This is a genomic window from Curtobacterium sp. P97, assembly GCF_023712445.1.
Classification (GTDB): Bacteria; Actinomycetota; Actinomycetes; order Actinomycetales; family Microbacteriaceae; genus Curtobacterium.
On sequence record NZ_JAMAYF010000005.1, the window covers coordinates 154,691 to 166,864 of the forward strand.

Here is a 12,174-nt window from a genome sequence, read left to right on the forward strand (position 1 = left end):
TCCTTCTTCCTCACCACGTGGACGGGTACAGCTGCGCCTCGGCCGTGGAGGGGGCTACTCGGTACTTCTCGAGCACCTGGGACATGAGAGTGCGGAACGCCGGAGCCGCTCCGCTGGACCACTTGTTGGTCTGCGGCTTCGTGAACGTCACCGTGACAACATACTGGGGGTCCTCGGCGGGTGCCATTCCGGCCACCGAGGTGATGCGCTGGCCGCCGTAGCCCTTCCCGCCCTCGGCGACCTCGGCGGTACCGGTCTTCGCCGCGATGTTGTAGCCGGAGATCGGCTTCATCCCGACGAGCGTGCCGCCCGTGACCACGCTCTGCAGCATCTTGACGGTCTGGTCGGCTGCCGCAGCGGACACGACGCGCGTGCCCTCCACGTCGGGCGCGTCGATCATCTTGCCGTCCGAGGTCTTGCAGCCCTTCACCATGTGGAGCGGGATCCGGACACCCTGGTTGGCGAGGGTCTGGAACACGCTCGCGACCTGGACGGCGGTCGTCGAGATGCCCTGCCCGAACATCGAGTTGATGTTCGTCTGCTGGTCCCAGTCCGGGCTCGCGCCGTACTGCATGCCCGGCTGGCCGGGGTACTGGATCGCCGACTCGGGCTCGAACAGGCCGAACTTCTTCATGTAGTCGTACCGCTGCTGGGTCGACAGCCGCTCGCCGAGCTCGGTGATGCCGACGTTCGAGGAGTTCTGCAGGATGCCGGTCAGCGTCAGGTTCTCGGTCGGGTGGAGCTCGGAGTCCTGGATCTTGCCGCCCCACGGGAAGGACCGCGAGTACGGCACCACCGCTCGGTCGGTCGGGCTCGACTTGCCCTGGTCGATGAGCGCGGCCGCGATCGCCGCCTTGATGGTCGAACCGGGCTCGTAGGTCGAGGTCAGCGCACGCGAGCCGTACGCACCCTTGTCCGTGGTCGCGTCGACGTCGTTCGGGTCCACGGTGGGCCAGTCGGCGACGGCGAGGAGCTCACCGGTCTTGACGTCCACGACGGTCGCGGTCGCGGACTCCGCCTGCAGCGACTGCGCCGCCGACGCGATCGTCTGCTGCGCCATGTACTGCAGGTCGCTGTCGATGGTGGTCTCGAGCGTGCCGCCGTCCTTGGCCTGCTCCGTCGTCCGGGTGCTCCCGGGGAGCTGCACGCCGTCCTCGCCGCGCTCGTACGTCTCCGAGCCGTTCTTGCCCGCGAGGCACTGGTCGTACGAGTACTCGAGGCCGGCCTGGGCGCCGTCGGTGCCCATGAACCCGGTCAGCGCACCGCCGGTGGCACCCATCGGGTAGACGCGGGCGGACTGCTGCTCCTTGTAGACCCACGGGATGCCGAGGGCGACGACCGCCTCGTAGTGCTTCACGTCGAGCCCCTTGACCAGGTAGGCGAAGTCCGACTTCGGGTCGGCGGCGATCGCCTTCTGCATCGCCTGCACGTCACCGCCGGACGCCTTCGCCAACGCCTGCAGGGCGTCGTCCACCGAGACCTTCTTCGTGCGCTCGCCACCGAGCTTGCCGTCGAAGCCCGCGACGAGTCGTGGCGAGGTGACGATGTTGTAGCGGTTGACGCTCTCCGCGAGTTCGGTGCCGTTGCGGTCGACGATGGCACCGCGGTTGCCGTAGATGGTGACCGGGATGCTCCGCTTCGCCTTCGACGCCTCGTTCAGCGCCGCTGCCTGCACCACCTGGATGTCGACCAGTCGGATCACGAAGACCGCCACGAGGGCGATCACGGCGATGATCACCACGCTGTAGCGCAGTCGAGGGTTGCGGATCGTCTTCGTCACGCGGTGCGGTCCTTCCCGGGTGGTGCGGCAGTCTGATCCCGCCCGCAGGTCACCGGGTGGTGGGTGCCTGGAGCGGGTTCGCGTCGGACTCTACGTCGGTGGTCGAGCCGGTCCGTCCCGACTCGCTGGTGCCTGCGCTCTTCTCAGTGTCGGCCGTCGCAGCAGCCTGCTGGGCACCGGTCGCCGACGTCCCGCCCGCGCTGGTGTCCGTGCTGCCGCCGGTCGTGCTCGTGGTGCCGTCGGCCGGGGTCGCACCGGTGCCGGCGGCACCGTCGGTCGTGCTCGCCCCGCCGGCGGACGCGTCCGGGCCGGCGGCGAGCGGGACCGGGTCGAGGAGCGCGTTCGGCACCTGGTTGTCGCCGCTCGCGGTCGCCTCGTCGGGGGCCGCCGGGGTCGGCGTGCCGTACACGTGGCCGGTCTTCGGGTCGAGGTACACCGGGGTGGAGTTCGCGATCATCCCCAGCGCCTTGGCGTTGCGCGCCAGGTTCTGCGGCGAGTCGAGCACCCGCAGCTCCTCGGACAGCGACTGCTGCGTCCGGGAGAGCCCCGTCTGCTCGGCGCCGAGCGAGTCCAGCGTGTACGCCCCCTGGCTCAGCACCATGCTGATGCCGAGCTGCGCGAGGAGCAGCACACCGAGCGACACGACGCCGACCACCGCGTAGGCGATCTTCGGCCGTGCTCGGCGCTGCGCCCTGGACGGCGCGACCTCGACGAGCTCGGGTCGCTCCCGGCGCGGTGGGTGCGGGGCACGGGTCGGTGCGCCGACGGGGTCGACGAGTGCGAGGTTCGTGCTCATGTCACTTCCGGATCCGCTCGGCCGCGCGCAGGCGCACGGGGATGGCTCGGGGGTTGGCGGCGCGTTCGGCCTCGTCGGCCAGTTCCGCGCCCTTGACGACGAGGGAGTAGGTGGGAGCGTGCTCCGGCAGCTCGACGGGTAGTCCTGCCGGGGCGCTCGAGGTCGTGCGCTCGACCAGTGCCCGCTTCACGAGGCGGTCCTCGAGCGACTGGTACGACTCGACGACGATCCGACCACCGACCGCGATCACGTCGAGCGCGGCGGGGATCGCCCGCTCGAGCACGGCGAGCTCGGCGTTGACCTCGATGCGGAGCGCCTGGAACACGCGCTTGGCCGGGTGCCCCTGCCGCTGCACGGCCACGGGTGTCGCGTCGTGCAGCACCTGGACGAGGTCACCCGACATCGCGAACGGGCGCTCGGTGCGACGCTCGACGATCGCGCGGGCGTACCGGCCGGCGAGCTTCTCCTCGCCGTACCGCTGGAAGATCCGGCGCAGCTCGCCCTCGTCGTAGGTCGCGAGGACGTCGGCGGCGGTCTGCCCCTCGGTCCGGTCCATCCGCATGTCGAGCGGGGCGTCCTGGCTGTAGGCGAACCCGCGCTCGGCACGGTCGAGCTGCAGCGAGCTGACGCCGAGGTCGAACAGCACGCCGTCGACCTGACGGAACCCCTCGCCCTCGACCGCGTCGACGATCCCGTCGTACACGGTGTGGACGAGGCGCACGCGGTCGCCGAAGCGGGCGAGCCGCTCCCCCGCGATGCCGAGGGCGTCGGTGTCGCGGTCGAGCCCGATGAGCGTGAGCTCCGGGAACCGTTCGAGCAGCGCCTCGGAGTGTCCACCCATGCCGAGGGTCGCGTCGACGACGACCTTGCCCGGGCCGTCGAGGGCCGGGACGAACAGGTCGACGATGCGCTGGAGCATCACCGGCGTGTGCGGGAACTTCGGCTGGTCTTCGGCCATGTGCAGCCCCTGTGACCGTCTGGGCCACGCACCCGGATCCCCATCCATGCGACCTGACACCGGGGAAGGTGTGTCAGGGCACCACGGCTGGGAGTCCCGATCCGCGGATCAGAAGATCCCCGGGATCACCTCCTCGTCGTTGTCGGCGAAGCCCTCTTCGACCTCGGCGTAGTAGGCCTCCCACGCGGGGGTCGACCAGATCTCGGCACGGTCACCGCTGCCGATGACCGTGAGGTCCCGTTCGAGCCCCGCGTACTCACGGAGGTTCTGCGGGATCGTCACGCGGTTCTGCTTGTCCGGGGTCTCCGCGCTCGCTCCGGAGAGGAACAGGCGCATGTAGTCCCGGGTGCGCTTCGACGTCATCGGAGCCGTCCGGATCCGTTCGTGCAGTTGCTCGAACGTGTCCGCACTGAAGACGACGACGCAGCGCTCCTGCCCACGGGTCATCACGAGTCCGCCGGACAGTTCGTCCCGGAACTTGGCGGGGAGGATCACGCGACCCTTCTCGTCGAGCTTCGGGGCATGGGTACCGAGCAGCACGTCGGGGCCTCCCCTCCGCTCCACCGGACCGTCGTGATCCCCACTTTACTCCACTTCGCTCCCCGCGGAACGGTCGGCGCTCCCGAATCTGCCCCGATCCCCCGATCTGGGGTGGTCACCGGAGCTCGTAGCTCGCCTCTCTGCGCGGCACTTCCCCGGAAGCACGCGGGCGTGGAGCGGAGTGGAGGGGGTGGAGGGAAGTGGAGGACATTCGCAGGCTCGGGAGCAGCCGAGGGCGCGCCGGACGGGAGGCTCGGCGCACGACCGCCCCGCGCCTCCCGTCCGATGCGTGCTCACGCCCATCGCGCCCGTGGCGCACGTCGCGCCCCTCGCGAGATCGCGCCCCTCGCGCCGACGCGCCGTCGCGCGCGTCGCGCCGTCGCGCCCGTTCCTTCCCATCACACCCGCGATGGCAGGCGGAATCGGGCATACCTGATGGTTCCGTTCGACCCGGTACGCCCGGTTCCACCAGCTACCCCCGGTTCCGCCAGCTATGCCCGGTTCCACCCACTACGCCCGGTTCCACCCACTACGCCCGGTTCGACCAGGCACGCCCGGATTCGCCAGGGACAGCGGCAGGAGCATGGGGTGCGAGCGCGGGCACGGGCGCCACGGGCGCCACGGGCGCCACGGGCGCTCCGGGCGGACGGCGCGGAGCAGCGGCCACGAGCACGACCGCGACCCCGGACACGACGACGGGGCCGGTCCCGAAGGACCGGCCCCGTGGAGGCGTGTGGAGGGCGTGCGGTGCGGCTACTGCTGCCCCGGGTCGTTGCGCTTGTCCCAGCGCTCGTTCATGCGGTCCATGAAGGAGCCACCGGAGGAGGACGGGCGCGACGGCCGACCCGCGGACTGCCCCTTCGCCCGCGGCGCCTTCGCCCCGGACTTCGACATCCGCATCCCCGGGCGCAGTGCGTAGAGCACGCCGGCGAGCATCACCACGAAGCCCGGCAGCCCGAGCCACGGCTGCTTCACGACGAGCGCCACGATGACGATGGCGATCCCCACGAGGGCACCGAGCACACCGATCGTGATGGACGTGTAACTCGCACGTCCCTGGCGGCGCGTGACACGCGCCACGAAGTCGGAGTCGTTCTGGTAGAGGCTCCGCTCCATCTCTTCGAGGAGTCGCTGCTCTTGCTCCGAGAGTGGCATCTCGTTTCCCTCTTGTTCCTGGGGATGCTGTCTGACGACCGCTGGTGTGCCGCGCTGCCGCCGGGTTGTGGCATCGCTGAAGTGGACCGATTCTATGACTCGACCGCTCCACTAGGGTAGGAGTCGTGGCTGAGAGTACGCGATTAGTGGACCTCGTTTCGGCACGGGTCGGACGGGCACTCGACGAGCAGCGTGATCGGCTCCTCGCGATCAGCCCGGACCTCGCGCCGTTCGACCGGTACGCCCGTGACCTGCTGTCCGGCGGCAAGCGCTTCCGAGCGCTGTTCTGCTACTGGGGATGGCAGTCCGTGGCGGGCCGCTCGGGGTCCTTCGACCCCCTCGCCGAGGGCTCCCGCCAGACCACGGCCGAGGCCGTCGTCACGGTGGCCGCCGCGCTCGAGATCTTCCACGCCGCCGCCCTGGTGCACGACGACATCATGGACCGCTCGGACACCCGTCGTGGTCGTCCCGCCGCGCACCGGCGCTTCGAGTCCCTGCACGAGGAGTCCGGCTGGGTCGGCGACCGCTCGCTGTACGGCACGAACTCGGCGCTGCTGCTCGGGGACGTCCTGCTCTCGTTGAGCGACTCCGTCTTCGACGAGGGGCTCGCGCTCCTCGACCCGGCGCGCGCACGCATCGTCCGCCAGGAGTTCCACACGATGCGGCTCGACGTGACCGCGGGGCAGTACCTCGACGTGCACGAGGAGACCGCCTGGCCGACGATCGACGAGACCGAGCACCTGGTGCGGGCACAGCGGGTCATCGTCTTCAAGTCGGCGAAGTACTCGATCGAGGCACCCCTCGTCATCGGCGCCCTGGTCGCCGGCGCCTCGGAGGCGCAGCTCGAGGGCCTGCGGTCCTTCGGCCTGCCGCTCGGCGTCGCGTACCAGCTCCGCGACGACGTGCTCGGTGTGTTCGGCGACCCCGAGGTCACCGGCAAGCCCGCCGGCGACGACCTCCGCGAGGGCAAGCGCACCGTCCTCATCGCCTCGGCCCGCAAGGCGCTCCCGCCCGGCCCGAGGCAACTGCTCGACGAGCTGCTCGGCGACCCCGACCTCGACGAGGAGCAGGTGCAGATGCTGCGCGCCACGCTCACCGAGTCCGGGGCGGTCGCCGCCGTCGAGCGCTCGATCGACCGGCACGTGCAGCGCGCGAAGGCAGCGCTCGAGGCCGCGCCGTTGACGCCGTCGGCGCGCGACCAGCTGCTGTCGCTGGCCGACACGGTCAGCAGCCGCGTCGCCTAGACGCCGACCACGACGACGGACGGGAGGCCCGTGGCGACACCGCCACGGGCCTCCCGTCCGTCACCAGATCGTCCTCACCGGGGCGGCTCCTGCTGCGCGAGCCAGCCCGCCGGGACGGGTCTCCGGTCCAGGGCGCCGGGTCGGCTCCCGGGCTCAGAGCAGGGACTGTGCGACGCGGCGCACCTCGGCCTTGCGGCCGGCGCGCAGCGCGGCGATCGGCGAGGTGCGGAGTGCGGGCTCCTCGGAGAGCATCCAGCGGACCGCCTCGTCGTCGGAGAACCCGTTGTCACCGAGGACGATCAGCGTGCCGCGCAGCTCCGGCATCGGCTCGGAGCCGTCGAGGAACTCGCTCGGCACCCGCAGCACGCCGCCCACGCGGGCAGCCAGCAGCGTCTTCTGCTCGAACAGGCGGTGGATGCGCCCGGGGCTCACCCCGAGCAGGTCCACGAGGTCGGGCACCGTCAGCCAGCGCTCGGAGAGGGTCGTGTCGTCGGTGGGTCCATCACTCACCCGCCCCATGTTGCCAGAGCACCGGCCTGCGTCGTGCCGTCACGCTGATCACACGAGTCACACGCGCAACACGCGGCTCTCTGGTTGACTTGGGAATCACGCCATGTCAGCGTGGAGCCACCTGTGAGTACCCGCTCCCGCGCACGGCTCACCCAGGACAGGAGACAACCCGTGGACAACGCTGCAGACGACGCCGCCCGGCGCGCTCGATCCGCCCGGTTCGCCACCATGCCCATCGTCCTCGCGGGCACGATCGCCGTGACCGCCGGCCTCACCGGCCCGGTGGCGCACGCCGAGCCCCGGCACGACGACGCCGCGAAGAAGCGGCACGTGGACGAGGACCGGAACGTGGGCCAGCGCCCGGTGTTCGGCACCGCCGTCGCCCGCCCGTCGACCACCACCGTCACCACGGTCGCCGCGGTGTCGAAGGCCCCCACCACCTACACGGTGCGTCAGGGCGACACCGTCTCGGGCATCGCCGCGCGCTTCGGGCTCTCGGCGCAGGAGGTCCTGGTCCGCAACGGCCTCGGCTGGAACACGATCATCCACCCCGGGCAGACGCTGCACCTGTCCTCGACACCCGCCGCCCCCGCAGCAGCACCCGCGACGTCGAGCACGAGCGGCAGCTACCACGTGAAGTCGGGCGACACCGTGTCCGGCATCGCCGCCCGCGTCGGCGTGTCGACCTCGGCGATCCTCGCCGCGAACAACCTCTCGCAGCGCTCGCTGATCTACCCGGGCCAGACCCTGACCATCCCCCGCGCCGGGACGGCACCCGCCGCGAAGCCGGCGCCTGCCGTGAGCACCGCGCCGGCCGCACCTGCCCGGGCGTCGAGCGTGAAGATCGTCGCCGGCGACACCATCGGGGCGATCGCGGCGAAGCACGGGGTGTCGGTGAAGGCACTCCTCGCGGCGAACGGCCTCAGCTACACGAGCACGATCTACGCGGGGAAGACCCTCGTGCTGCCCGCTGCGACCTCGAAGCCGACGACCACGCCGACCGGGGGTGCCGTGACCACGGCCGTCGGCAGCGTCAACGGCGTCGAGCTGACCGGTGAGCAGCGGCGCAACGCGGCCACCATCGTCAGCGTCGGCCGGACCCTCGGCGTCCCCGACCGCGGCATCGTGATCGCCCTCGCAGCGGCTCTGCAGGAGTCGAGCCTGCGCAACCTGTCGCACGGCGACCGCGACTCCGTCGGCCTGTTCCAGCAGCGTCCGAGCCAGGGCTGGGGCACGTCGGCAGCACTGCAGGACCCGGCCACCGCCGCCGAACTGTTCTTCGTGGGCAACCCCGGCAAGACCCGCGGCCTGCTCGGCGTGCGTGGGTGGTCGTCGATGGCCCTGACCGACGCCGCCCAGGCGGTCCAGGTCTCCGCGTACCCGAACGAGTACGCGAAGTGGGAGCAGACCGCGCGCGCCCTGCTGGCCTCGCTCTGAGGTCCCGCCCGTCTGGTCGGCCGGACAGCCGACTCATCCTCGAGATCGAGATTGGGTCACGGTCGGTGCGTCAGGTCGGACCGTACCGGCAGCCCTTCGTAGAATGCCGCCGATGACCACGAACGCCGCAACGGACCCGATGATCGGTCGCATGATCGACCAGCGGTACCGCGTGCGCTCGCGCATCGCGCGCGGGGGCATGGCGACGGTGTACCTCGCCACCGACGTCCGGCTCGAGCGTCGCGTCGCGATCAAGATCATGCACGGGCACCTGGCCGACGACCAGGCCTTCCGTGAGCGCTTCATCCAGGAGGCCCGCTCGGCCGCCCGGCTCTCCCACCCGAACCTCGTCGGCGTGTACGACCAGGGTGCCGAGGACGACACGGCGTACATCGTCATGGAGTACATCCCGGGCATCACCCTGCGCGACCTGCTGCAGGAGCACCGGGCACTCACCCCGGAGCAGGCCACCGACATCCTGCGCGCCGTGCTCGCCGGCCTCGCGTCGGCGCACCGTGCCGGCATCGTGCACCGCGACCTCAAGCCCGAGAACGTCCTGCTCGCCGACGACGGGCGCATCAAGCTCGGCGACTTCGGCCTGGCGCGGGCGACCACGGCGAACACGGCCACCGGAGCAGCCCTGCTCGGCACGATCGCGTACCTGTCCCCCGAGCTCGTGACGCGCGGCGCCGCCGACTCGCGCAGCGACATCTACGCACTCGGCATCATGCTCTACGAGATGCTCACCGGCGAGCAGCCCTACAAGGGCGACCAGCCGATGCAGATCGCCTACCAGCACGCCAACGACACGGTCCCGGTGCCGAGCGCCGCGGAGCCGGGCGTCCCGCCGGAGCTCGACGACCTGGTCGCCTGGGCCACCGCCCGCGACCCCGCAGACCGTCCGCGCGACGCCCGCGAGATGCTCGACCACATGTCGGGCAACCAGCAGCGCGCGACCGGCCAGTACCGCACCGCGGTGCTGCGTCCGGAGAACGCCACCGCGATCCTGCCGGCCGGCAGCGCGTCGCCCTCCTCGGCCGATGCGTCCGGACGGTGGGACGGCCCCGAGCAGGACGACGCCACCCGGGTGATCGCCGACACGACGGGCGGTGCGCCCGCTGCTCCGGCCCGCCGCGGTGCGCCCGGCCCCCGACGCACGGGAGCCCAGCCCGGGACGCTCTCCCCGGCGGCGCAACGCCTCGCCGACAAGTCCGTCAAGCGTCGGAAGCGCGGGTGGATCCTGCTCGCGGTCGTCGTGGTCCTCGCGATCATCGCCGGCGTCGTCGGCTGGGCCCTCGGTCCGGGGCCCTGGGGCAACGTCCGCATCCCCGAGGTCGCCGGGAAGTCCGTGGCACAGGCCCGGCAGCTGCTCCAGGCACAGGGGCTCCAGCCCACCGCCGAGACCGACAGCCGGTACGACGCCGTCGTGGCGAAGGGGCAGGTGTCGACGACCAAGCCGGCGGCCGAACGCGAGGTCCGCAAGGGCACCCCGGTGCGGATCGTCGTGTCGGACGGCCCGCGGATGATCGCCCTGCCCGCGATCGTCGGGCAACCGCTGTCGACCGTGACGGCCGCACTGGACGACGACTTCCAGCTGCAGGACGACCAGTACGAGTTCTCGGCCGACGCTCCGGAGGACACCGTGATCGCGGCGAAGGGCCTGGGCACCGACGGGCAGACGGTCGACCTGTCCTCCGTCGGCGAGTACGCCGAACGCGGGCCGGTCACGCTCACGGTCTCGCTCGGCGCCGTCCCGGACGTCACGGGCAAGACCCTCGACGGCGCGACCGCCGCGCTCGACGCCGTCGGTCTGGTCGTCGGGGCGCAGCAGGAGCGCTACAGCGACGACGTGCCGAAGGGGCAGGTCATCTCGTCCAGCGTCGAGGACTCCCCCGCCGTGCAGGGCTCTGCCGTCGACCTCGTGCTCTCGAAGGGCCCGACGCCGATCACGCTGCCCGACGTCGCCGGCAAGACCATCGACGAGGCGACCTCCACGCTCGAGAACCTCGGCCTCGACGTGAAGGTGCCCGACTGCACGAACGTGCTCTGCCGCTTCTACGACTGGAAGTCGGCGCTCCCGGTCACCGCGACGGACCCGGTCCAGGGTTCCACGGTGTACCGCGGCGACACGATCACGCTCTCCTACGAGCAGTAGCCGCCAGGCGGCCGCTCGGCTGCTCGACTGCTCGCCGGTTCCGGTCGCACGACGTGCCGTCGGCGGTCGCTGCGGTCGCACGACGTGCCGTCCGCGCGGAACGTGAGCGGCAGGTCGTACGACCGGAACCGGGCAGGACGGGCGACCGGGGCCGGGCAGGACGGGCGGGCGACGAGCGGACGGACGGGAGGCGCGGTGCCGGCTGGCACCGCGCCTCCCGTCCGGCGTGCGGTCGCGACTACGGCCGCTGGTAGGGGTGGGCGCTCAGCTCCTCCGCCACCAGGAAGGCGAGCTCGAGCGACTGCATGTGGTTGAGCCGCGGGTCGCACAGCGACTCGTAGCGCGTCGCCAGGGTCGCCTCGTCGATCTGCTCGGAGCCGCCCAGGCACTCGGTGACGTCGTCACCGGTGAGCTCGACGTGCATGCCGCCCGGGTAGGTGCCGACCTGGCGGTGCGCCTCGAAGAAGCCGAGGACCTCGTCCACGACGTCGTCGAAGCGACGGGTCTTGTAGCCCGTCGGGGTCGTCAGGCCGTTGCCGTGCATCGGGTCGGTCACCCAGAGCGGGTTCGCGTCCATGCCCTTGATCGCCTCGAGCAGCTTCGGCAGCTCGTCGCGGATCCTGCCCGCACCCATCCGGGTGATGAACGTCAGACGACCGGGCTCGCGCTCCGGGTCGAGCGTGTCGACCAGGGCCTTCATGTCGTCCACGGTCGTCGTCGGGCCGAGCTTCACACCGATCGGGTTCCGCACGCGGGACAGGAAGTCGACGTGGGCGCCGTCGAGGTCGCGGGTCCGCTCGCCGATCCAGATGAAGTGGCCGGAGGTGTCGTAGGCGAGACCGGAGCGCGAGTCGATGCGGGTCATCGGCCGCTCGTAGTCCATGAGGAGCCCCTCGTGCGAGGCGTAGAACTCGGTGTGCTTCAGCGCCTCGAAGTCGGCTCCGCAGGCGTCCATGAAGCGGATCGCGCGGTCGATCTCCTTCGCGAGGTGCTCGTAGCGGGCGTTCGCCGGGTTCGACGCGAAGCCCTTGTTCCACGAGTGCACCTGCCGCAGGTCGGCGAACCCGCCCTGCGTGAAGGCACGGACCAGGTTCAGCGTCGACGCGGCCGTGTGGTAGCCCTGCACCAGGCGGCGGGGGTCGGCCTGGCGGCTCTCCGGGGTGAAGTCGTAGCCGTTCACGATGTCGCCGCGGTACGCCGGCAGCGTCACGTCGCCGCGCGTCTCGAAGTCGCTCGACCGCGGCTTGGCGAACTGCCCCGCCATGCGTCCCATCTTGATCACCGGTGTCGAGGCACCGTAGGTGAGCACGACGGCCATCTGGAGGATGGTCTTCACACGGTCACGGATCGAGTCCGCCGTGGCTCCGGCGAAGGTCTCGGCGCAGTCGCCGCCCTGCAGCAGGAACGCCCTGCCCTGCGCCGCTGCGGCGAGCCGGTCACGGAGCTTGTCGACCTCGCCCGCGAAGACGAGCGGCGGCAGCGTCGCGATCTCGGCGGACGCCGCCTCGGCCGCGGCGCGGTCGGGCCAGGTCGGCTGCTGCTTGATCGGCAGGGTGCGCCAGTGGTCGAGACCCTCGATCACGTCCGGATCCTGCAGGG

Annotated in this window: 10 protein-coding genes; 3 read left to right on the top strand and 7 right to left on the bottom strand. The window is 71.4% G+C overall.

Annotated features, from left to right (window positions below; all coding sequences use genetic code 11):
* Nucleotides 1-10 precede the first annotated feature (10 nt).
* From M3677_RS07195 to M3677_RS07215, 5 genes are all read right to left on the bottom strand, one after another.
* Complete coding sequence (locus M3677_RS07195; protein ID WP_066653741.1) at nucleotides 11-1,780, bottom strand: penicillin-binding protein 2; 1,770 nt, start codon at nucleotides 1,778-1,780, stop codon at nucleotides 11-13.
* A gap of 49 nt (nucleotides 1,781-1,829) precedes the next feature.
* Nucleotides 1,830-2,576 carry a hypothetical protein gene (locus M3677_RS07200; RefSeq protein ID WP_209683087.1) on the bottom strand — a complete coding sequence of 249 codons (747 nt, stop codon included), beginning with the start codon at nucleotides 2,574-2,576 and terminating at the stop codon, nucleotides 1,830-1,832.
* A 1-nt stretch (nucleotide 2,577) separates the two neighbouring features.
* Complete coding sequence (gene rsmH / locus M3677_RS07205) at nucleotides 2,578-3,534, bottom strand: 16S rRNA (cytosine(1402)-N(4))-methyltransferase RsmH (RefSeq protein WP_251154929.1); 957 nt, start codon at nucleotides 3,532-3,534, stop codon at nucleotides 2,578-2,580.
* A gap of 108 nt (nucleotides 3,535-3,642) precedes the next feature.
* On the bottom strand, nucleotides 3,643-4,074 hold the full coding sequence (gene mraZ, locus M3677_RS07210) for a division/cell wall cluster transcriptional repressor MraZ (RefSeq protein WP_058729729.1): 432 nt from the start codon (nucleotides 4,072-4,074) through the stop codon (nucleotides 3,643-3,645).
* Nucleotides 4,075-4,827: 753 nt separating this feature from the next.
* Complete coding sequence (locus M3677_RS07215) at nucleotides 4,828-5,229, bottom strand: DUF3040 domain-containing protein (protein WP_066653735.1); 402 nt, start codon at nucleotides 5,227-5,229, stop codon at nucleotides 4,828-4,830.
* Between the two features lie 146 nt (nucleotides 5,230-5,375).
* Here M3677_RS07215 and M3677_RS07220 point away from each other — a divergent pair, with 146 nt between their 5' ends.
* Nucleotides 5,376-6,473, top strand: a complete 1,098-nt coding sequence (locus M3677_RS07220) for a polyprenyl synthetase family protein (RefSeq protein ID WP_251154927.1) — start codon at nucleotides 5,376-5,378, stop codon at nucleotides 6,471-6,473.
* Between the two features lie 153 nt (nucleotides 6,474-6,626).
* Here the strand turns inward: M3677_RS07220 and M3677_RS07225 are convergent, their stop codons facing one another.
* Nucleotides 6,627-6,983 carry an Rv2175c family DNA-binding protein gene (locus M3677_RS07225; protein WP_251160128.1) on the bottom strand — a complete coding sequence of 119 codons (357 nt, stop codon included), beginning with the start codon at nucleotides 6,981-6,983 and terminating at the stop codon, nucleotides 6,627-6,629.
* Between the two features lie 171 nt (nucleotides 6,984-7,154).
* Here M3677_RS07225 and M3677_RS07230 point away from each other — a divergent pair, with 171 nt between their 5' ends.
* Nucleotides 7,155-8,420: a LysM peptidoglycan-binding domain-containing protein gene (locus tag M3677_RS07230; RefSeq protein WP_251160129.1), complete on the top strand. Its 1,266-nt coding sequence runs from the start codon at nucleotides 7,155-7,157 to the stop codon at nucleotides 8,418-8,420.
* Nucleotides 8,421-8,532: 112 nt separating this feature from the next.
* On the top strand, nucleotides 8,533-10,575 hold the full coding sequence (gene pknB / locus M3677_RS07235; protein ID WP_251160130.1) for a Stk1 family PASTA domain-containing Ser/Thr kinase: 2,043 nt from the start codon (nucleotides 8,533-8,535) through the stop codon (nucleotides 10,573-10,575).
* Between the two features lie 238 nt (nucleotides 10,576-10,813).
* On the opposite strand, the gene M3677_RS07240 is transcribed toward pknB, so the two are convergent.
* The gene (locus tag M3677_RS07240; RefSeq protein WP_144411431.1) at nucleotides 10,814-12,157 is read right to left on the bottom strand and encodes a class II 3-deoxy-7-phosphoheptulonate synthase; all 1,344 of its coding nucleotides are present in this window, start codon (nucleotides 12,155-12,157) and stop codon (nucleotides 10,814-10,816) included.
* Nucleotides 12,158-12,174 lie beyond the last annotated feature (17 nt).